We start from the raw sequence: 21,725 nt of genomic DNA on the forward strand, positions 1-21,725 counted from the left end.
GAAGCTTTCGTTGCGACGTTTTTTGCGCTAGGTTTGCAAGACTGACACCTCACACGTTCAGTCTTGCTTAATCCCGCAGGAGCGATGCACATGGACGACGTCCAACTCAGCAACGCGGCACGACAACAGGCACAGGCGCAGAACGACCCGATTCGCCACGTGGTTCTTCTGCTGATGGAAAACCATTCCTTCGACCAGATGCTGGGCTGCCTCGACGAAGTGCATGAGGGTCTGGACGGCGTGCGCAACGCTGCGTCGAAAACGAACGACGACGGCAAAGGCCACACCTTTTCTCCTCGGCCCACGCGAGTACGGCAAATGAAGCTCGATCCGGATCATGGGCACTCAGCCGTGCTAAGCCAGATCGACTCGAACAACAGCGGCTTCGTGCGCTCCTTCGCCAACGACTATCCAAACAGCAGTCTTGCCGCGCGGCAGAACATCATGGGCTACTATCCGCGCGGCTTTCTGCCCGCGCTGCACACGCTCGGAGAGCAATTCACCGTTTGCGACAGATGGTTTTCATCTCTGCCCGGCCCAACGTGGCCGAACCGCTACTTCGCGCTTTCCGGCACTTCGAACGGGCAGGTGGGAATGCCATCCGGCCTCGACGCGCTCAATCCCAGGTGGTACACCGAGCAGGATCAGGATACGATTTTTGACCGCCTGAACGACGCTAAAAAAACCTGGACCGTCTATTTCTACGACTTCCCGGCGTCATTGCTATTCAAGAATCAGCGCAAAGCCGAGAACCTCGCGAACTACCGCTACTTCGACAATTTCTTTCCCGATGCGGCCGGTCCAGCCGATGCATTTCCGGAGTTCGTACTCATAGAGCCCAAGTACTTCGGCGAGGCACAGAACGACGATCATCCGCCGCATAACATCATGAAGGCGGAAAAGCTGATCGCGGACACGTACAACGCATTGCGTTCCAATCAGGCGTTGTGGGAAAGCACATTGTTAGTCGTGCTTTACGACGAACACAGTGGCTTTTATGACCACGTGCCGCCGCCGTCAGACTCGGTCGCGCCCGACGAACACACGTCCGTGTTCGACTTCAGGCGGCTCGGCGTTCGCGTGCCCGCCCTCCTCGTATCCCCTTGGTGCGACCCCGGCGTATGCCACGCGCAATTCGACCATTGCAGCGTGCTGAAATATCTCTGCGACAAGTGGGGCCTGCCTCCGCTCGGCAAACGCACAGAAGCCTCGTCGAGCGTCGGTCTGGCGATCCGCACCACCGGCACGCCCCGCGCCGACACGCCTCAATTCATTCGGGTGAGTAATCAGTCGCTCATTCCGGATCATGTGGAACTGGAAAAGAAGTCGTCGAACAACAATCAGCGTGGGCTCCACCATTTCGCCGACTTTCTACATACCGAGCTCGACCGACTGGAAACGACCGCAGTGGTGTCGGCGGCGAATTTTGCGCGCGCCGAGAACCGCTGGGTAAGCCTGAAAAACCTGCTGGGTTCGGCGTTGATCGGCTTGGGGGAGTGGCTTAGCAAAGACTTCTATCGGGCCCGCGATCTGCGTGACGAGCGTACCAGCCATGCATTCACGCGGCTGTCGCAGCGGGCCGACGGAGCCGTCCGCCCGCGCAGTAAGTAAGAGCCGCTGCACGCAGGCTTTACTGGTGCGTCGGCACGAATGAACAGCGCCGTCCGTTTATCTCAATTCCAGCAACGAAGTTTACCGAAAAGCGCCATTACTCTCTCCAGTTTGCAAACCTACAATGTAATCACTGGCTGCGAACAACAAGGTTCGTAGCGCAATAAAGACCGAAACTGGAGGTAGTTCATCATGAAATCACTTATTCAAGCTGTTGTTATCGCCACTGTGCTGGCCGCTCCTGTCGCTTCGTTTGCGCAGTCCAACCAGCCCGTGACTCGCGCTCAGGTGCGCGCAGAACTGATTCAACTGGAAAAGGCCGGCTATCAGCCGACCCGCTCGGATCCTTATTATCCCGCTGACATTCAGGCCGCAGAAGCTCGCGTCGCCGCGCAAAACGGCACTGCGCAGCCGGCTGTGTCGAGCTATGGCGGTGTTGCGAACGGTTCTTCGGACTCTGGCCGCGCGGTGTCGGCTAATGGCACCAAGTCGATCTACTTCGGCAACTAAGCACAGCAGGCAAAGGCGGCAATCGGGTCGGTGCACCGGCTGAGAATGGCGCAATATGCCGCCGCCAAGGCGCGGCGGAATTCTCAGCACTTCACCGCGTGTCATGCCGCCGAAGCGCCAACTGTTTGAGCCGTTACAAATGAAATAGCCCGCGACCGGTTGTTCCGATCACGGGCCAGTTTGCTATCCGTTACCTCCGTCATCGGCTACCGATGACTTCGCCTGGACTCGTCAGTCCAGGCGCTTTTTTGCCCCTGCGAACCGTTGCGGGTGCAACGGATCATCCTCCGACCGAACGGACCTGCTCAATCGCGAGCGATCAGATCGCCCACTTGCCCGCGCCCCGTGACGAGGCAGCTCGACAGGAAATTCTCGCTCTGGCTGCTCGCGCCGACATCTCCAAAGCCCTTCTTGAGCGCGCTGGCCTTGACCAGTTCAGCGCCCTGATGGCATGTGATCGTCCCGACTTCGCCGGCCTGCGCGCGCATCAGCGCCCGATCCGCCATTAAATAGCCGAGCAACAGCACCACCGCGATATTGAATGCCTGCCTCATGGAATGTCTCCTCTTTCGAAGAGACTAACGCGAACCATCCGGACACGGTCTTAGGGGTTTCCCGATTCAGGCCTATGTGCTGACGCAGATTGAATCAAGCGAGGTGAGCGCCAAGTCAGGTAATCGTGCCGCGCTGACGAACATGCGCGGCTGTTGTATCCGGCGCTGTCTGCCCGGACTGCAGCCGCCACATGCGCTGCTGCACGCGCCGCGTGTTCCGCTCGAACAACAGATAAACCACGAAAGCGTACACGTAGCATGCAATGAGCATTCCGGTCAGCACGAGTACTCCTTTTGCATCGAACGGAATGCGCTGCCTGAAACCCACTGCGGCCACAAAAAGAATAAACGGGAAATGCGTGAGATACAGCGAATAGGAAAACCTGGAAAACAGAATTGCGGCTCGCGACAGCACCGGCAGGCGCAAGCGAACATTCTCGAGCAGCACGCAGCGGAGGAACACAAAGCAAGGCACGCCGACGATCCAGTCGTTATCGAGCAGAAAGAGGCGTGTACAAACCAGCGCGGCGACAAACACCATACCGCTTACGAACGTAAGCCACGGTAGAGCCCGGCGCTTCGCACGCGCGGGAGAACGCTTTTCCAGCACCGCGAGTAGCACGCCGAGCAGCCACAATCCGAAGCCGCTTTGCAGCGATGGGAACGCGATCATCGTACCGAGCGCAAACGCGGCGATCGCATAACCGCCGACTCCCCGTCGGCGGCCCAACAACACGACGCATGCGGGAAACCACAGGTAGTACCAGAATTCGTTAGCGAGGCTCCATAGCGGACCATTCGATCCGTATGTGCCGCACGCCAGGGTTTGCAGGAAGACGAGATTGCATGCGAGCGTCGCCGGGCTCAGATGCGATGCAACGTTGATCTGTTGATCGAATGTGCCTTCAGTCCCGAGATAGAAAGGTCCGCCCGCGAGATGGATGCCGAGGCGGTCCCAGAACAACGTTAGCAGCAGCGCCGGCACCAGCACGACCCACAGGCGCGATAAGCGTTCAGTCAGATAGCGCTGCCAACTCCACGTGCCGGTGCCGACCTGGCGCAGCACCGAGCCGCCGACAAAGTACCCGCTCAGCAAAAAGAACACGATGACGGCCGTATGCCCGTAGTTGCTGACGAAATAAAACGCCTTGCCCGCGAGGCCCAGTCCCACGCTCGACTTGTAGTCGACGAACATCAGATTGCGCAGATGGCTGAGGCAAACAGCGCCCGCCGCCAGTGCCCGGATCAGGTCGAGTGTGTCGCAATGCTGTTTTTCCGGCGGCGCCATGTGAGTCGGATCGGACAAAGGATTTGTCGATCAAACTACGGCCCGGCATGCTTTTAAACAGTACGTTGGGCCACACACAAGCAGCTCAAAGCCGGGCTTCTATGTGCCGGATGCGTTGCTCTATTGACTGACGCACCAGCCGGTTCGAACCGACCAGCAGCAGCGACGACGCAATGATCCGGTACACCGTGTTCCTGCGCACCTTCGAGACTTTTTGCGGATCGAGCCACGCTGAGTTATTCACGAGCAGCATCAACGTTTCGAGCCCGATCAGAATCGGCCACAAACACGCAAGCCGCAGGCGCACGGAAAAGGCGGGAATGGCGAGCGTGTAATCGAGCGCTTCACGGAAGTGATCGAGCGTGGTGCGCAATAGCTCGGTCATCAGCGGACGCGCGCGCAACGAAATGGCCGGCAACAACAGGTCTTGCGGACTCAAGCCGTGTTGATCCAGCAATGTTTGCGGAAGATAACAGCGGCCGATACGCAGGTCTTTTCCGCAGTCGCGCAAGACGTTGGTCATTTGCAGCGCCTTGCCGAACCGGACGCCACGGCTCGCCATTGTCTCGGGCCGCTCTTTGAGCGTGCCGGGCATATGTGCGTAGGTCATCGTGGTCCAGAATTCGCCGACGCAGCCCGCTACAAGATATGTGTAGCGGTCCAACTCCGAATATTCGCGCAGCGCCGCGATGCGGCCCGAACGTTCGTCGGGGAACGTGCGCAGATCGAACTCCATGCCCTCGGTCAGCGTTGAAACGATTCCCCGCACGGCCTTGCGATCCGATTCATTCAACTGCCCCAAGACGTCGAGCGCGGGACCGAGCGATTCCAGCAACACCTTCTCGTCCGACTGAGTCTGCTGACCCGCTACTTCGGCGGCCATACGCTGGAACAGCGCGCCGTCGCTCGACACACCGTTGACCTCGTCGCGCAACGCCAGCAACAACTGAAGGCGCTGTTCCGGCGCGATCAGCGATGTATCCGCAACCGTGTCGGCGGCACGCGCGAGCAGATAGGCGAGGCCGATCGGGTCGCGCATTCCCACTGGCAGCACGCGCAGCGTAAGGTAAAACGAGCGTGAAACGCCTTTCAGGAGCGGGCCGAGAAGAAAAGCCCGGGTCGGATTCGGCATGGGTGCGATGTCAGTATTGGCAAAATTCAAGCGGTGCCGAATTGTATACGGCAAGCCGCGATAAGATGCGGGATAGCCTGAATCTCGTGCCGACAATGAGCAAAAACCAGAATTCGACTCTTGAAGCCGCCACTACGCGTACTCGCCGGCCCGCCCTGCGCCTGACCTATGTGATAGGCAGTCTCGACCGCATCCTGCGGCGCCGTATGAGCGAAGCGCTTGCGCCGCTCGGCTTGACGCTCGCGCAATTCACCGCACTGTCCGTTCTCGAAGCAAAGGGGCAGGCGTCGAACGCGCAGCTTGCCGAACGCTCGTTCATCACGCCTCAGTCTGCCAACGAGGTGATGAACGCAATGGCGAGCCGTAACTGGGTGAGCCGCGAGCCGGACCCCACGCACGGTCGCATCGTGCTGCTGCAATTAACCGACGAGGGACGGGCCGTACTGCGTCAATGCGAGCAGGCGGTTAGAACGATTGAAAAGCAGATGCTCGAAGGCATCGAATTCGAAGCGGCCGGCACGGTGCAGCGTCACCTTGAAACTTTCGTGCGCAACCTGCGCGGATAGCATCGTCGGTCAGGGAAAAATTTGTTAAGGATGGCTAATATAGCCGCTCGCTAATGAACGCGCGAAGGGAACGCGCGAAGCGTGGCATTGGCATGTCTGGCCACTCGCTCGCCAGTAGAGAAATGCCGTGCGGTTAAGTAGCTTTGCACGTACCTGTTTTGTACTTTGTGCGCCGCCCAGAATAACTTTTTCATTTTCGGTTGGCTGCGCTGCGTTCGTATCGGAGCGCGTTCGGCTCACTTGTCCCCTGACCTTGCACCAATATGGCCGTGGTCAAGCGCTCAACGGACACGTAGAATCGCGTGTCAGCCATTCTCCCTATGCGTTTTAGCCGGTCAATACCGGGAACGCACATTGCTAACGAGGTTAGTTCAGGTTGCGGGCGGACGTCAGCGAACCGCCTGTGTTTGTACTTCAACGCACACCATAATGACTATTCACGAATCGCAGACCTTTCTTCGCGCCAACGTTGATACGGGCGTGCCCGGTCTCGACGAGATTCTTGGCGGCGGGCTGGTCCGGGGCGGCGTCTATCTTCTCGAAGGCATGGCCGGCGCAGGCAAGACGATTCTATCCAGCCAGATCGGCTTTCATCGCGTAAGCCGGGGCGAGAAGGTGCTGTACATGACCTTGATCGCTGAATCGCACGACAAGTTGCTCGCACACCTGAAGCGTCTGACTTTCTTCGACGAAAACGCAGTCGCGCAGCAGATGCTTTTCGTTTCCGGTTATCACGAACTCATGCAGGACGGTCTGGACGGCTTCCTGAAACTGATTGCGTCGAGCATCTACGATTACCGGCCGAGCCTCATGATCATCGACGGCTTTCGGAGCGCGCGCGAATTCAGCGAAACCGAACTGTCGTTGTCCAAGTTCATTCACGAACTCAATGCGCTCGTCGCGGCAATGGACTGCACGACGCTGCTCCTCGCGCCGCTGTCCGGCAACGAGCCGCATCCTGAGCACACGCTGGTCGACGGCCTGATCGAACTGAACCGCTTCAGCGACGGTATGCGCCGCGCCCGCGAAATCGAAGTCCACAAGCTGCGCGCGCGCAATCACCTGATGGGCAAGCACTACTTTCGCATCGCGGAGAGCGGGCTCCTCATGTATCCGCGTCTCGAATCGCAGTGCGCGCCGTCGAGCGGACCGGTGGATCTGAAAACGCGGATCAGCTTCGGCTTACCGCATCTCGACATCATGTTCGGCGGCGGTCTGTCGCAAGGCTCGACTACGACGTTGATCGGGCCGTCGGGTGTCGGCAAAACCATGCTTTGCCTGCAATTCCTTGCCGCAGGTGTCGCGAACGGCGAACGCTGCCTCTATCTCGGCTCTTACGAAGGACCGCAACGACTGCTCGGTAAAGCAGAAGCCGTTTCGATACCTCTCAACGACGCGTACCAGGACGGTCGTCTTGCCATTCAATGGCAGCCGGCCATTGAACTTGCCGTCGACGAGATCGCCGCTAACGCGCTTGCCACGGCGAGAGAAATCGGGGCAACGCGCATGGTGATCGACGGCGTGGAAGGTTTCCGCGATTCCGCGTTGCGCGTCGAGCGCTTCGGGCTATTCCTGAACGCATTGCTGCATCAGTTGCGCGAAGCCGGCATCACGGCGCTCATCACCGAAGAAATGCCGCTCTATCCAGACCACGGCAATTGTCGAAGCACGCGTGTATCGGCACTTACAGAAAATCTCGTCTTGTTGCGCTACGCGGAAACCGAAGCAGGACTGCGGCGTGCAATTTCAATCGTCAAGCAGCGGGAGAGCGCGCATGATCCGTCTACCCATGAGCTCGTAATCTCCTCACACGGGCTGGATGTTATTGAAAGTCCGTTTAGCGCCGCGGTTTCTTCGGCCACAGGCTTGTCCGCGACGTTGCAGTCGCGGCGACCGGCGTAGCCCCATGAAAACCATTCTGGTTGTGGATGACGAATTCGACATCCTCACTGTATGGCGGCTGCTGCTCGAACGTCACGGCTATACGGTGCTGACCGCATCGAATGGCGCGGCCGCGCTCGATCAGATACGCAAGACCCGGCCGGACGTTATCGTGTCGGACTGCATGATGCCGGTCATGTCAGGCCTGGAGCTTTGCGCAGCGCTTTACGCCGATCCGGACCTGCGCACCATTCCGGTGATTCTCTGCAGCGCGGCCGCCGACATTCCCGCGCAGCAGAATCCGTCCATCCAGTACGCGCGCAAGCCGATTTCATTCGACGCGCTGCTGACCATGCTCAAGCGCGTTTCAGGGTAAAAGCACAGGCCGTTGGCGCAGCCGTTAAACCGACTGCGCCACTAGCGCGCCGACGCTCGCAATAGCCGAATTGCAACGCGCCGCGTCGCCTGCCGTTTCCGTCAGATAGACCGCGACGAGAATGGGACCGCGGCCGGGTGGCCACACGATCGCCACGTCGTTGGCAGTGCCGTGATCGCCTGTGCCGGTCTTATCGCCAACGCCCCAGTCCTTCGGCAGTTTTGCGCGAATCCGCTCGCCGCCGGTCTCATTGGCCGCGAGCCACGCAAGCAATTGCGCTCGCGACGACGAAGTCAAATGCTCGCCGAGCACCAACTCACGCAGATTGCCGAGCATTGCGTTCGGTGTCGTAGTGTCGCGCGGATCGCCGGGCGTCCCCTCGTTAAGCGTGGGCTCGATCCGGTCCAGACGCGTGATGCCGTCACCCAGACTGCGCGCAAATTCGGTCAAGGCGGCAGGACCGCCAAAGCTCGCCAGCAACAGGTTAGCGGCCGTGTTATCGCTGAGCGTGATCGCCGCCTTGCACAGATCGCCAACGCTCATTCCCGTGTTGCCGGTGCGCTCACGCGTGTGCTTCGATGTCGCCGGCGAGTTCGGCACAAGCTCGCTTTGCGAGTAGACGATGCGTCGCTGCAAGTCTTCCTCGCCGCGATCCACCCTCGCCAATATCGCGCCCGCAACGAGCAGTTTGAACGTGCTGCACATCGGAAAGCGTTCGTCCGCATGTAAGCCGGCGTGCAGGCCCGATGTCGTGTCGACGATCGCGACACCGAGCCGTCCGCCGCTATCTGCTTCGATCTCCCGCAGCCGCGCGCGGATCGTATCGGCCTTTGCCAACTCTTGCCGCGGCGTTGCCGACGTGGTGCGCTTGGCCGGTCCGGCGTCTTTGCCCCATGCATCGCCGCTTCGGAACACGGCGCCAGCAAAGCCACCAACGCCAACTATCGAAACGCCCAGCATCGTGCGCGCAAATTTTCTTCTCGTGATCATTGCAGCTCCTTGTGTGAAGCCGCAACTATCGGTTTTCCAGCTTTCACTGACAAACGATGATAAGTTAGTGCGCTCACAAGAAAAACTTATGCCTCGGCTATGAGACCTTATCTTCCGCTCAATGCGCTGCGCGCCTTCGAATCGTCCGCGCGGCACCTGAGCTTCACCCGCGCGGCGCTCGAACTGAACGTCACGCAGGCCGCCGTCAGCCAGCAGGTCAGAACGCTCGAAGAGCGTCTTGGCACCGCGCTATTCAAGCGCCTGCCACGCGGCCTTGCGATGACCGATGAAGGTCTTGCACTGCGCCCCGTGCTCACCGACGCATTCGATCGCATCGAGGCGGTGCTCAAGCAATTTGAAGGCGGTCACTTTCATGAAGTACTGACGGTCGGTGTGGTCGGCACGTTCGCGGTCGGTTGGCTGATGCCGCGGCTCAAATCGTTTCGCGATGCACATCCCTTTGTCGAGCTGCGGCTTCTGACCAATAACAATCTCGTGGATCTCGCCACTGAGGGGCTAGACTTCGCGATCCGCTTCGGCGACGGCACGTGGCCCGGGTCACTCGCCACACGCCTGCTCGACGCGCCGCTCGCGCTGCTATGCACGCCCGAGATTGCTGCGAGATTGTCCACGCCCGCAGATCTCGTCGACGAAACGCTGTTGCGTTCGTATCGCGCAGACGACTGGATCAACTGGTTCGCAGCCGCCGGTATCGCGCCGCGTCCAATTCGGGGACCGGTGTTCGATTCGTCACGGCTCATGGTCGAAGCGGCCATGCAAGGCGCGGGCATCGCGCTCGCGCCCGCGCTGATGTTCGATCGCGAAATCAACACGGGCCGCCTCGTGCGGCCCTTCGATGTCGAAGTGCAGGCGGGAAGTTACTGGCTCACATGGCTAAAGGGCAAGGCGATGACACCCGCGATGCTGCTGTTCAGCCAGTGGCTCATCAAGGAAGCGGCTGCACACATGCCGCGTTAGCAAAGCCCGGTGCGCCGATGACCGTTCATCGCGGGGCGCTCTGCTTGCGGCGGAAACACGTTCCATGAGCCATCGTCGTGACGGAAGAAGAAGATGGACAACAGGCCGGACGGGCGCAGCGCTTCAACACGCACGAACCGTTGATGCGAAGCGCGGTGGCAAAACTCCACGACACGTGCGGGCATTGACGGAGTCGGTGCGAGCCATTTGTCGACGGCCCAGTGCAAGGTCTTTTCAGCGGTTGCCATGATGGTTCTCCTTCATTCCTTCACTTGAATACCCGAGGTCGATCCGATAGCTCACGCGAGCTATGCGGCGAGCTGTCCGCTGTTTGCGCCGGTGGCGCCGCTTTCGACGAAAGCCTTCACGAGGCACATCAGCACATGCATGCCGGTACGCGGATGACGCAAGCTGCAATGCACCTGTTCACTGCGGCTTTCGCCGAGCAGCACCCACGCGCAAAAGTGCTCGCAGTTGTTGGTCAGCAGCCGGTAGTGGTTTTCGCCGAGCCGTGAGCGCGCGCGGCGCACCGCTTCGTCGCCGATATAACGTGCATGGGGAGTCGCGCGAACCGAGAGCGGATGTCCTGCCGCGAAGCGATCGAGGCCGACTTCTTCGACCGGTCCACGATGCACCGAACCGGCGAAGCCTGCGTAATGAACCACACGGCCATTGCCCACGTAGATGCCGTGATGCTCATAACCGCAGCGGGCTGACACGAGATGCGAGCCGATGGGCAAGTCGATCGTGGACATGCAATCGTCGCGGGTGTCGCTCGTCTTAAGTTGGATCGTGTTCATGGCTGGCCTCGCTCGGTTTCCAACACTGTTGCGAGGTCTTTTGCATCATCCGGGCCATGTGCGAAAAAGCCTTTGTTTATAAGGCTTTCCGCCGAGTGCCACTTCTTCGACGAGGAAAACTGTGGGCCGCCGAGCGACAGAATATGCACTGAAGTGTTGGCGCGCGGCGCTCTTTTTGCCACGGCCAGAATGGCGATTCACGCTGCAGTTGGGTTGTTGTCGACTCGCCAGGAATGTGTTGGGCGCTACACCGGTTCGCAAGCGGGTCTGTTGGATGCGCGCCGACCTGTCGATCAACAGTGCACCGCTGAAACAGTGCTCGAATGAGCGGAATCGCAGGCCAGTCAACGCTGTGCGGCAAACCGCGTGGCGTCATGCAGCGATTGGCATAGCACTTGCACGATCCTTGTCCAGATCCATTAAAACCGCGCGCGTTGCGCACGCGGCCAACCGGAGAACGACATGGCTTCTATTTCTGTGAACGATCTTTCACTCAACCTCGCACTCGACCGCAAAGCAATGGCGGCCATTCGCGGCGGCGGTGGAGCGCCCTGGGTGTATGGCTGGATTCAACCTTATGTGCGGGAAACGCCGAGCATTGGACCGGTCGTGAACCTGTACGAGGTTTCCAACAACTTCTATGCTAACCAGATGATCAACCAGTTCCAGTCGGTCGATGTGCGCAATACAGGCGCCAACTCGAACATCAGTGTCTCTCCCGACGCACGCAGCAGAAACGATATGGTGTAGCCGTTGTGACTTGTGCGAGCCTATTCCGATGGACGTCGTCCGCGCGCTCCGACGCGGGGCGCGTGCGTGAAATCAACGAAGACGCCTGCCTCGACCAGTCCGAACTCGGACGCTGGGCAGTCGCCGACGGCATGGGCGGACACGCGGTGGGCGACGTCGCGAGCCGCGTCGTCATTGACGAATTGAAGCGGCTCGCCGCGCCCGTCAGCATGAAAGCGTTGTTGGCCGACGCGCGCGCACATTTGCAGGCTGCTAATCGTCTGTTGAGAGAAGAGGCCGCGCGCCGCCAGGTGCAACGCATTGGCAGCACGGTCGTCGCGCTGCTCGCCTGCGATCGCTTCTGTGGTTATGTATGGGCCGGCGACAGCCGCCTCTACCTTCTTCGCGACGGACAGTTACGCCAGCTCACGCGCGACCACAGTCAGGTCGAAGCGCTCAAGTCGCTTGGCGTGATTACCGACGAAGAAGCGCGGCATCATCCCGCGCAGCACATGATTACGCGGGCCGTGGGTGCGACGGATCTGCTCGAACTCGACGACGACGCAATCGAAGTTGCGGACGGCGACATCTTTCTGCTTTGCAGCGACGGCCTGAGCAACGAGATCGGCGAAGACGACATGCTATCTGTATTGTCTACGGCAGCACACGGCAACGCGCCCGATCAACTGGTGAGCCTCGCCCTGGAGCGCGGCGGCCGCGACAACATTACTGCGGTCGTGGTACGCGCCGAAGACCCTCACGCCGCGGACAAAACGCTTCTGAACCCGGCACCATGAGGTCTTGAGTCGCACGCCGTTCGATCTTTTCGGCTGACGGCATTATGTATCGCCTTCGCCGTCGTCCTCGGCTTGGTCTGCATGCTCGGCGGCGCCGTTCCTGTTCGTGGAGACGACGTTACGGTTGCGAAAGTCTTTCGAATGCAGACCGTGCTTCTTCAGCAGCATCTGCAGATGCGACCGGTTCATGTCGATGCGCCGCGCCAGTTCGGCCACCGTGCCGTTCACTTCGCGCAGTCCACGCTCCAGAAAGGCTTTCTCCGCGTCGTCGCTTGCGGCGCGCTTTGCATCGCTGAGCGACATCAGGTTCGCCACGCTGATCTGTTCTTGCCCTGTGCTGTTCGCGCCGCTTTGCAACGCCACTGTTCCCGGCGCTGCGGGCCGCATATCGGTCGGCAAATGATCCATGTCCGCCATATCCCCCGCAAGACACGAGATGCGATACATCAAGTTGCGCAATTCGCGGATGTTGCCGGGATACCCGTAATTGAGCAGAAAGTCCCTCAAACGTGGGGTTAATCTCACGGGCCTGCGTTTGAGCGTGCCGGCCGCCTCGTCGCCGAACCATGCGATCAGCAGCGGAATCTCGTCACGCCGTTCGCGCAGCGGCGGCAGCGTCACATGAATGACGCTAAGCCGATAAAACAGATCTTCGCGAAACCTGCCTTCTTCGCTGAGCTTGCGCAGATTGCGATTCGTTGCTGCGACTATGCGCGTATCGACTGCAATGGTTTCGTCGGAACCCACGCGCTGAATCTCGTGCGCCTCCAGCACGCGCAGAAGCTTGACCTGACCCGCGAGCGGCAACTCGCCGATCTCGTCGAGAAAAATGGTACCTGTATGCGCGCTTTCGAATTTCCCTTTACGGTCGTTTGAAGCGCCCGTGAACGCGCCCTTGCGATGACCGAACAGTTCCGACTCCAGCAGATTGTCAGGAATCGCGCCACAGTTCACCGAGATAAACGGCTTATCCGACCGCGAACCGTTCGCGTGAATGACTTTGGCCATCAGTTCCTTACCGGTCCCGCTTTCACCGTCGATCAGAACGGGCAAGTCGGTCGGCGCCGCTTTCTCGGCGATTTCGAGCGACTCGAGCAGACGCGGATTGTCGCCGAACGTGCCCTCGAAAATGAAGCTGCGCTCAAGCAGCGCCTGCCTGCGTGCACCGCGCGACTGCTCGGCGCGCTGTTCGGGCTCTGCTGCCGCCGCGGCTTGCACAAAGCGCTCCTTATGCGAAAGCTGCATGACCTCGTCGCGTAGCGACGTGGCTTGCCTGAGCAGCTTGTCGATATCCGTGCGCTCCAGCCGCGACGACCACCGCAGTGTCGAGCGCAGAATCTCGATCCGCTCGATCAGGCCGGCATATGAAATGGCCGGACTGATGTCTTCAATCTGGTCGAGTATCTTCATCATGACGTACTCAGTTGTTTCTGAACCAGCTGGTAGTACATGCCACCGCGCTGGATCAGTTCTTCATGACGGCCCTGTTCGACGATTGCGCCTTCATAGAGCACGAGAATCTTGTCGGCACGCATGATGGTGCTCAGCCGATGCGCGATGATCACTGCCGTGCGGCCCTTCAGAATGTCGTGCATATTGCCGAGAATGTTGCTCTCCGACTGCGAATCGAGCGCAGAGGTGGCTTCGTCGAATACCAGCAGGCGCGGATCGTGATACAGCGCGCGTGCAATGCACAGACGCTGGATCTGGCCGCCGGACAAACCTATTCCGCGCTCGCCGACAATCTGCTCATAACCAAGCGGCATCTTGCTGATGAACGCATGCGCATCCGCCATTCTGGCGACTTCCTCGATGCGTCGGCGGTCGGGTGCGTCGTCGCCGCTTGCTATGTTCTCGGCAATCGTGCCCGAGAACAGCAGGTTGCTTTGCATCACATAACCGATCTGCGCGCGGAAATAGGCTTTGTCGACCACGCCGAGGTCGTAACCATCAATCGACATCTTCCCCTCGCTCGGCGCGTAAAAGCCGACCAGCAACTTGGCCAGCGTCGTTTTGCCCGAACCGCTGCGTCCGACTATCGCTACGAGTTCGCCGGGTTTGATGTCGAAACTGATGTTCTCCAACACATAAGCGGAATCGTTTTCGCCATAGCGGAAGTACACACCGCTCAGGCTGATTTCGCCCTGCAGTTCGGGCAGCATGACGCGTGACGGCAGATCCTGCGGCCTCTGTTCTGGCTCGATGTCGAGCACATCGCCAAGGCGCTCCATTGCGACGCCCGCGTCATTGAGCATGCTCCATAATCCGACGAGTCCCATCAAGGGACCGAGCACGCTTCCCATGAATGCATTGAATGCAATCAACTGACCGATTGTCATCTCGCGCGCGAGCACGAGATTCGCACCTACCCACAGAATCGCAATCGTGGTCGCGGCATTCAGCAGTTGACTGCCGAGCCCAACGAGAATATTGAAAGCATGTGCGCGGTACTGCACTTCGAGCGCTTTCGCGTATTTCTTCTCCCAGCGCAAACGCACGGGCCGCTCGATGCCCATGCCCTTGACCGTTTCGACACCGGCGAGCGCTTCCATCAGAAACGACTTCGATTCCGTCGATGCGTTGAAAACCTCGCGCGCATAATTCTTGATTCGAGGCGTCGCCAACGCGGTCAGCGCCATGATCGGAATGACGAAGCCGATCAGCACGAGCGTCATCTTCACGTTGTAGACGAACATGATCGTGAAGTAGATGAACACCATCAGCAGATTCAGCGCTGTCGTCACGGTGGATTCCGTGAGAAATGCACGAATCGTCTGGTTCTCCTGGAAACGCGCGAATATGTCGCCGGTTTTGCGCTTTGCAAAAAACGAGAACGGCAACGACATCGTGTGCTTGAAGAACTGTGACATCATCGCAAAGTCCATATTGCGCACCATGAAATTGGCAAGGTACGCTCGGATCGACGACATGAGTTGCGAGAATACATTGGAGATAATGAGGCCGCCTATCAGCAGATGTAGCAAGCTCACATTCTGGTGCACGATTACGCCGTCCAGAATGTTCTGGATGATGAGCGGCGGAATCACGCCGAGTACCTGAATCACGAACGTCGCAAGAAACAGGTGACCGAGAATTTTTTTGTACGGCTTCAGGTAGCCGACAAAACGAATCCACGGTGAACGCGACGCCGACATTTGCAGTAAGTGAGGGCCGCCCGTAAAGAGCAGACATGTACCGCTCCAGCCGCGCTCGAAATCCTCAACCGTCAATTTGCGGAAGCCTAGCGCCGGGTCCGCGACCCATACGTACTCCGTGGAGAGCCCATACACCACGACATAGTGATAGCCCTCCCAATGCACGATGAACGGTAGATCGAATCCACGTAACGAATCGAACGTGCATTGCACGCCACGCGCTGTAAAGCCGAGCGATTCCCCCGCACGGGCAAGGCTGTCGAGCGTCGCGCCCTGCGTGGTCACATTGGCGAGTTCGCGCAGTTTGCCGAGCGTCATCGGAATGCTGTAGTGACGGCAGATCATTGCGAGGCACGCCGCGCCGCAATCCATTTCCTCGGCCTGTTCAACCAGCGCAAAACGCTTGATTATTTTTTCGCCGAACTCGGCCTTGCTCTGCAGGTCGAGCATCAACGGCAGCTTACGGCGTTGCTCCAGCCGCTTTTGCCGCTGTAACTCACGGTCGACGTAACGAATACGCTCGTCCAGCACCTCGCGCAGTTTCGGATTGCGTTCAAGAATGAAATGAACGGTGCGCTCGGGAATCACCAGCAGTCGCGCATCGGTGGACGCAACCGCGGAGGCCATTTGTTCCTGGCGCATCAGGCACGCTTTCTCGCCGAATATTTCGCCTTCGCCGAGCGTCGCGAGCGTATAGTCGCGCCCCTCCTCATGCCGAACGATGCGCACTTCACCCTGACGCACGACGTATAAACGCCGGTCGTCGCGTGCTTCCTGCTTGAGAATCTCTTTGCCTGCAGCGACACGTTTGACACCCACACTGCGCACGTATTCTTCAAGCTCAGCCTTGTTCAGTTTGCCGCGCAGATCGAACAACTGCGCGACAAAGCCGCCGGCCGAATTGATTGCGACATAACTCGCGACAAAAGCAAGCGCGGCCTGATTGGCCGTGATCACCGGCTCGATTGCTGCGCGTGGGATGAACAGCAACTCCGTCTTCGCCGACGCCCGCACCGAGGCTTCATGCACATACGTACGCAGCATTGCAATGTCGGCGAAAATTTCTCCCGACTTGCGCACTCCCATACTCGTTTCCTTGCCGTTCTCCTCGACAAAGATGCGCACCGTGCCCGAGCGGACCACGTATAAGCCGTCGGCGGTCTCCCCTGCAGAACATACCGTTTCGCCAAACGAATAGAAGCGCGCCTGCGCATATTCAGCCAGGCGGTCGATCTCATCGCGCGAAAAAGGCGACAGTATTTCCACCGAGGCGAGAAACTCGGCGGCGGACGGTGCGGTCTGGGGTGCATCCATAAGCTGCGGACCTCGATTCGACTTTTCAGGTTGCGCCCGGTTAGCGCGCCTCGATCACATGTTCCTGCGCACGCGCGATCAGCCAGCTTTCGCGCAGCAGACGCCTGACTTCGGCGGCGACATCGGCGTCGAGCGTGGCCGGGTATTTGGCCGTCACCGCAAAGATTTCAAAGCACGATCGATCAGCTGACGGGAACGGGCCAAGCAAATCACCCACCGCCGCATTGAAGATCTTCGCCTCGATATCCGGCTTCAATGAGCCGCGCAGTACTTTGCCTATTACGCCGCCCGCTTCACGCGTATCGGCAATGGAATGCTCGCGAGCCATATCGGCGAAACTGTCGGGATCGTCGCGCAGATACGAGATCATTTCCTTCGCCTTGCCTTCGCTATCGAGCACGATATGGCTTACCTCGATGGCGTCGAACTTCGGTGAATTCAGCGCGAAATAGTCTCTGACGGCAGCCTCGTTGCCGACCTCCTCCAGCATCTTTTCCTGATACAACCCGTCAGCGATGAACGCCTCGAATTCGTCGAGGCTCACGTTGAGCACATCCAGGTACTGGTTCATATCGGTCGCCCGATGCAAGCCGCGCACGCGCCGGAACTGGTCGGCGCGCTGCTGGATTTCGTCGGCGCTCACTGCAAGGCCCTGCTTCTTCGCCGCATGCACGGTGAGCTTGTCGCGCACGATCTGCTCAATCAGGCTTTCGAACTGGCCAGTCAGTTTCAGAAGTCGAATGAATTCGCTGACATCCACAACTTCATCATCGATTCGCACTATCGCGGTCATGTTGTCCGCTCCCATGGTTGATGAGTGATCCGCACGGTCAACCCGCCAACTGTCTGAACGGATCGAGACCCAGGTCGATTAGTCGCCGCTCGCGCACCACGATTTCCGCGCTCGCTGTCATGCCATAACGCAATGGATAACGCGTGCCCGCAATCTCGTAGTAGTTTTTATCGAGCGTGACGCGACCCTCGTAAACCGGCTGTTTGTCTTGCAATGAAGGCTTGGTGGCCGGCGAGATATAAGCAAGCGTGCCGCTGATCAACCCATAACGTTGATAGGGAAACGCATTGAACTTGAGCTTGACCGGCAGGCCTTCGTGCAGGAACGCGCGGTCATGTTCGGCAATCTCGATCTTCAACACGGGCTTCGCGTCTTTAGGCGCAACGCCGCCGAGTGGCGAGTTCGCCTGAATCTTGTCGCCGCGCTGCGTCGACGTGACGTCGGTAATCACGCCTGAAACGGGCGCGAGAATCAGCAGGAAATTGTCTTTGTCGATGTTCTCGAAACGTATCCGCGCAGCAGCTTCGGATACAAGCCGCGCGCTTTGTAGTTGCAGCCGCAACTTGTCTTCGACGTCGGTGACGTCGCGCACGGCGGCGTCATATTGAAGCTGAAGGTCGGTGGTCTGCTGGCCGCTTGTTTCCAGTTCCGCATTCGCCTTTGCATATTCGTGGCTCAAACGGAAGTCGAGTTCGGCAAGTTTCGATTGCGCGACGCGGTAGGCGTTATCCGCTTCCATCGCAGCGGTTCGCTTCTGTTCGACCTGCAGTTCGGCTATTCCGCCGCCGCCTGGCTGCGCGAACAGTTGCGAATAGCGGTCCAGTTCCTGGCGCGCCGCCTCCCGCACGCGCCGCGCGTTATCGAGGACGCTGCGCGCTTCGTCGAGTTCGGCTTTCTGCCCCTCCGCGAGTTTGCTCGTGCCTTCCGAAATGCGATTCTCATGCAGACGGGCCTCGACTTCCATTTGCGCCTTTAGCGCGGCGGCTCTTCGTTCCAGTAGCGCCTTCTTTTGAGGAAACTGCTTCCAGTCGCGCTCCGCGTCTTCGAGCTTCAGTTGCGCCTGCAACGCATTGCTCGCGGCCTCGATAGCGCCGCGCGCGTTGAGCCGGGCGAGCACGTCGCCCTTCGACACGGGCTGCCCCTCGGCGATATACAGGTCGGCCAGCTCGCCGTCGATCGGCGCATAAATGCGGCGCACTTCCGAATCCGGAGATAGCGTGCCCTGTGCGCTAACGATCACATCCGCGCGGCCCACGAACGACCATAGGAGTCCCGCCACCACCAAGCCGACCATTGCCCAGATCAGCGCACGCGCGAGCCGCACCGGCTCAGCGGTCAGTATCGCGATACCTTCGACGCTGTGATCTTCCAGCGCTTCCGAAAGCAGCCTAGGGTGACTGTCGCGTTTCACTCTGCTCGCCTCCAATCAACGCCAGCTTCGCCTTTAGAAGACCCGGGTCCAGCACCATGCGCAACTCGGTGAGCGAGCGACGCTGCAAGCTTGTTTCGGCTTCGATATCCGCGAGCAGGCGGTCAAAGTCGGCAGGATGGTCCGCCTTTAATTGCGAATAGATACGCATGCCCTGTTGCGCCGCGGTTTGAGCGTCGGACAGCAAACGCGCCTCGTTGCGAAATCCCGACGAGATGCCGGCTTCGAGCCGTTGTGTGCCACCGATCGAACCGCTCGCGCGGTATTGCTTCCACAGACTCTGCGCCCGCAGCATCAGATCTTGCGCACGCGCCAGTGCCTTATCGTGCAACGCGGCGACGTCCTTCTCGATCGAGTGCGCGAACCACACATCCGCCGACGGATCGAGGCTCGCATAGAACGACAGCAGACGTTGGTCGTAATCTTTGCCACCACGCGTTTTTTGCAAATCGCTGTATTGGTCGAGCAACGTTTTTTTGCGAGTCAGGTCGGCGGTCAGCATATCCGACCATGGACCGGCGGGCATCGACTGCAAGCCGGCCAGCGCCTGCTGCGCGTCGCCGCGCTTCCACGCTTCGGCCACCGCGTCGAGCCGCTGGATTACATCTGCCGATGGCAGACGCGTTGCCGCAAGTTGCCGGTATTGCTCCTGAAACGGCGGTGTGCTGAAGCGCGCGGCTTTCATTTGCGAAAGCAGTGAGGTCAATTTGCGAGCTAGCGCGGCTTCGAGCAAAGCGGTGTATTGACGCAGATCGTCGCGTACACGGTCGAGTCCCGCAAGGCGTGGATAGCGTTGCGCGTAATCATCCAGTACAGGCGGCAGCGCTGCTGGTTTATCGCGCGCCAATTCGGTGCGAATGATCCCGTCTAACCGTTCAATTGCCGCGAGATAGACCGAATCGTCGCTCTCCAGCTTGCGCAGATGGCTCAAGGCCTGCGCGTACGGTTCCGAAAAAACGGGTACGTATGTCGCGATCCTGTCGAGAGCACGCTGATGGCTCTTGGGATCGTCGTCCCAACGCTGCAGCAAGCCGCCTATCGTCGCTTCGTCCGCGTACATGCGGATCGGCGCTTCGACGCCGCCTCGCCCCGCCACGAAGCGCTCCAGATCGCCCACCCATTGAAGTTCGCCGAGCAACGACGCAGCATCCGCATTGTTCGCGCTCAACGACTTCATGTCGGCAAGCATTGCGTCGGCCTGGTCGAACTGCGCCTTTTGCAGTGCATTGAGCCAGCCAGGAAGCTTCGCCTTCAGCAGCGCTTCGCTCGCAAGCGCGCTGACTTTCGGGTCGGCGGGATGGCTCGCCAGATAGCTCTTCGCCGACTTCACGGCGTTTGTGTAGTCGCCGCTCGCGAGCAGATTTTTGACCTCGCGCTCGGGTGAACCGCGCAGATAGAGCGCCAACGCCGCGGCTGCGAAAAACACGACGGCCACGCCGCTCCACGCGGCGACGCGCCTCATGCCCGCACGATCGTCGCCTGCAAATGCCTTGCCAAGTTCGCTCGCGACGAGTCGCCAGCGGCGCTGCCTGCGCTTGGAGACGCTCACGCTTTGGCTGTTATCCGCTCCATTCGCGGCACTGTCGGCATCGCGCCCGCCATTGGCGCCCTTCGCAACGCTCACCGGCGCCCCGCCACCCGGCGACGCGCGCTTTGCTTGCGCCGACGCCGCGTGTGCAGACTCGTTGATCTCGTCCTCGCGTTGCCGCGCAGGGTCCACGCAAAAGATGTCGAGAAACGAATTCGCCGCGCCCACGAACGTTGTCTTGTCGGGGTCCGCGGCTTCGTCGACTGAGGGATTGAGGAGCAGTTGCGTCACGGTCGGCTCGTTTTCGGGCGGTTTTTGCAGCGTCACCCTGTAGACGAAGTGGTCTCCGCCAAATGCAACGACGTCGCCGTCCGCCAGCGGCAGCGCTGATTCGTCGAGACGTTTGCCACCGACGAATGTGCCGTTCGTGCTGCCCAGATCTTCGACGTAAAGCTCCGAGCCCTTCAGAAAGATATGCGCGTGCCGCCGGGAAATGTAATTGACCTGATGCGGGTAGCGGTCCTTGTAGCGCGAAAAGACATCATCGGCTTTGCTGACGAGGAACGGGAACGCTTGCACTTCGATCGGCTGAAGATCGAGATCGTCGCGCTGCGGCACGAGCAACAAGGCAGGGGCTTGTGCCGTGCTGCCAGCCGCTACGATGCGCGCGCGCGGTTCAATGCTCACGCGATAACACAGCTCGCCGCCGAAACACAGTTCGTCGCCTGCCCGCACACGCGCCGGCGTTTGCCGCACTGCGATGCCGTTTACCGTCGTGCCATTCTTGCTTTCGAGGTCCGCAACATAAATGGCGCCGTGCTCGACGAAGACCCGCGCGTGACGGCGCGATAGACGCGCAATCCGCTCAGCAGGGTAATCGGTGAACGGCGCTTCGCTGCGCCCAATTGCGAACAGGTTGTCGACAATCCGGATTGTGTCCAGCGCAGGTCGTTGCGCGGATGCAAGCGGAGACAACAGCACGTCGAAAGCGGCTTCGACAGTCGCGCGTGTCTCTGCAATGGGTGTTTCTCCGTCGGCCATTTTATCCGGATCACTAATCGTTTACCCGCTGCAGCGAGAGTGCAGCGGATTCAGCACGAAGGACGACGGCGAGAAGGTCTTTTATTAGCGAGCCATTGCAAAGCCGGCTCCTCAACGATTGTAAGTCACGCATCGCGAGTGTCAATTCCCTGTCGTTGGTTATGAAGCCAGCGGGCGTCCGGTGTGAAACCCAGATAAGGCTCGCACTCGCCACATTGCGGATTAGCTCAGTGTTCCTTTACTTCTGTTGTGC

The 21,725-nt window shown here is 59.6% G+C and carries 19 protein-coding genes; 8 read left to right on the forward strand and 11 right to left on the reverse strand.

Going from position 1 to position 21,725, the window contains the following annotated elements; translation table 11 throughout:
- The first annotated feature begins 90 nt into the window (after positions 1-90).
- Both J2W46_RS21585 and J2W46_RS21590 read left to right on the forward strand, forming a co-directional pair.
- The gene (locus tag J2W46_RS21585) at positions 91-1,611 is read left to right on the forward strand and encodes an alkaline phosphatase family protein (RefSeq protein WP_310355970.1); all 1,521 of its coding nucleotides are present in this window, start codon (positions 91-93) and stop codon (positions 1,609-1,611) included.
- A gap of 192 nt (positions 1,612-1,803) precedes the next feature.
- Positions 1,804-2,121, forward strand: a complete 318-nt coding sequence (locus J2W46_RS21590) for a DUF4148 domain-containing protein (protein ID WP_020068852.1) — start codon at positions 1,804-1,806, stop codon at positions 2,119-2,121.
- A 305-nt stretch (positions 2,122-2,426) separates the two neighbouring features.
- On the opposite strand, the gene J2W46_RS21595 is transcribed toward J2W46_RS21590, so the two are convergent.
- The 3 genes from J2W46_RS21595 to J2W46_RS21605 form a co-directional block, all read right to left on the reverse strand.
- Entirely contained in the window at positions 2,427-2,675 is a 249-nt protein-coding gene (locus J2W46_RS21595) for a hypothetical protein (RefSeq protein WP_027778129.1), read from the reverse strand.
- Positions 2,676-2,790: 115 nt separating this feature from the next.
- A complete protein-coding gene (locus J2W46_RS21600) occupies positions 2,791-3,981 on the reverse strand; it encodes an acyltransferase family protein (RefSeq protein ID WP_310070428.1) in 1,191 nt (396 codons plus the stop codon).
- Positions 3,982-4,048: 67 nt separating this feature from the next.
- A complete protein-coding gene (locus tag J2W46_RS21605) occupies positions 4,049-5,095 on the reverse strand; it encodes a phytoene/squalene synthase family protein (RefSeq protein ID WP_204523214.1) in 1,047 nt (348 codons plus the stop codon).
- A gap of 65 nt (positions 5,096-5,160) precedes the next feature.
- On the opposite strand from J2W46_RS21605, the gene J2W46_RS21610 reads away from it, so the two are divergent.
- From J2W46_RS21610 to J2W46_RS21620, 3 genes are all read left to right on the forward strand, one after another.
- On the forward strand, positions 5,161-5,661 hold the full coding sequence (locus J2W46_RS21610; protein WP_020068848.1) for a MarR family winged helix-turn-helix transcriptional regulator: 501 nt from the start codon (positions 5,161-5,163) through the stop codon (positions 5,659-5,661).
- A 429-nt stretch (positions 5,662-6,090) separates the two neighbouring features.
- Positions 6,091-7,563 (forward strand): ATPase domain-containing protein, encoded by a 1,473-nt coding sequence (locus J2W46_RS21615; protein WP_310355978.1) that lies wholly within the window; start codon positions 6,091-6,093, stop codon positions 7,561-7,563.
- A 4-nt stretch (positions 7,564-7,567) separates the two neighbouring features.
- A complete protein-coding gene (locus J2W46_RS21620; protein WP_020068846.1) occupies positions 7,568-7,918 on the forward strand; it encodes a response regulator in 351 nt (116 codons plus the stop codon).
- A gap of 24 nt (positions 7,919-7,942) precedes the next feature.
- On the opposite strand, the gene bla is transcribed toward J2W46_RS21620, so the two are convergent.
- Positions 7,943-8,908, reverse strand: a complete 966-nt coding sequence (gene bla, locus J2W46_RS21625) for a class A beta-lactamase (protein ID WP_310355981.1) — start codon at positions 8,906-8,908, stop codon at positions 7,943-7,945.
- Between the two features lie 99 nt (positions 8,909-9,007).
- Between bla and J2W46_RS21630 the strand changes: the two genes are divergently transcribed.
- Positions 9,008-9,886: a LysR family transcriptional regulator gene (locus tag J2W46_RS21630; RefSeq protein WP_027778135.1), complete on the forward strand. Its 879-nt coding sequence runs from the start codon at positions 9,008-9,010 to the stop codon at positions 9,884-9,886.
- Here J2W46_RS21630 and J2W46_RS21635 read toward each other — a convergent pair.
- Positions 9,883-10,134 carry a hypothetical protein gene (locus tag J2W46_RS21635; protein ID WP_020068843.1) on the reverse strand — a complete coding sequence of 84 codons (252 nt, stop codon included), beginning with the start codon at positions 10,132-10,134 and terminating at the stop codon, positions 9,883-9,885. The genes J2W46_RS21630 and J2W46_RS21635 overlap by 4 nt on opposite strands.
- Before the next feature lie 60 nt (positions 10,135-10,194).
- On the reverse strand, positions 10,195-10,686 hold the full coding sequence (locus J2W46_RS21640; protein WP_087753054.1) for a lecithin retinol acyltransferase family protein: 492 nt from the start codon (positions 10,684-10,686) through the stop codon (positions 10,195-10,197).
- Between the two features lie 462 nt (positions 10,687-11,148).
- On the opposite strand from J2W46_RS21640, the gene J2W46_RS21645 reads away from it, so the two are divergent.
- Both J2W46_RS21645 and J2W46_RS21650 read left to right on the forward strand, forming a co-directional pair.
- Positions 11,149-11,436, forward strand: a complete 288-nt coding sequence (locus J2W46_RS21645) for a hypothetical protein (protein ID WP_013342362.1) — start codon at positions 11,149-11,151, stop codon at positions 11,434-11,436.
- 5 nt (positions 11,437-11,441) lie between these two features.
- Positions 11,442-12,212: a PP2C family protein-serine/threonine phosphatase gene (locus tag J2W46_RS21650; protein WP_310355982.1), complete on the forward strand. Its 771-nt coding sequence runs from the start codon at positions 11,442-11,444 to the stop codon at positions 12,210-12,212.
- A 42-nt stretch (positions 12,213-12,254) separates the two neighbouring features.
- Here J2W46_RS21650 and J2W46_RS21655 read toward each other — a convergent pair whose 3' ends face one another.
- From J2W46_RS21655 to J2W46_RS21675, 5 genes are read right to left on the reverse strand one after another with little or no spacing between them, the layout of a single operon-like run.
- Entirely contained in the window at positions 12,255-13,625 is a 1,371-nt protein-coding gene (locus tag J2W46_RS21655) for a sigma-54 interaction domain-containing protein (protein WP_310355984.1), read from the reverse strand.
- Positions 13,622-16,681 carry a peptidase domain-containing ABC transporter gene (locus J2W46_RS21660; protein ID WP_020068839.1) on the reverse strand — a complete coding sequence of 1,020 codons (3,060 nt, stop codon included), beginning with the start codon at positions 16,679-16,681 and terminating at the stop codon, positions 13,622-13,624. Before J2W46_RS21660 ends, J2W46_RS21655 begins: the two co-directional genes overlap by 4 nt.
- Before the next feature lie 40 nt (positions 16,682-16,721).
- On the reverse strand, positions 16,722-17,474 hold the full coding sequence (locus J2W46_RS21665) for a peptidylprolyl isomerase (protein ID WP_310355987.1): 753 nt from the start codon (positions 17,472-17,474) through the stop codon (positions 16,722-16,724).
- A gap of 37 nt (positions 17,475-17,511) precedes the next feature.
- Positions 17,512-18,885, reverse strand: a complete 1,374-nt coding sequence (locus J2W46_RS21670; RefSeq protein WP_020068837.1) for an HlyD family efflux transporter periplasmic adaptor subunit — start codon at positions 18,883-18,885, stop codon at positions 17,512-17,514.
- Entirely contained in the window at positions 18,863-21,472 is a 2,610-nt protein-coding gene (locus tag J2W46_RS21675; protein WP_310355989.1) for an FHA domain-containing protein, read from the reverse strand. The genes J2W46_RS21670 and J2W46_RS21675 overlap by 23 nt, the downstream gene beginning before the upstream one ends.
- Positions 21,473-21,725 lie beyond the last annotated feature (253 nt).

It is taken from the genome of Paraburkholderia strydomiana (assembly GCF_031456815.1).
Lineage (GTDB): Bacteria > Pseudomonadota > Gammaproteobacteria > Burkholderiales > Burkholderiaceae > Paraburkholderia > Paraburkholderia caledonica.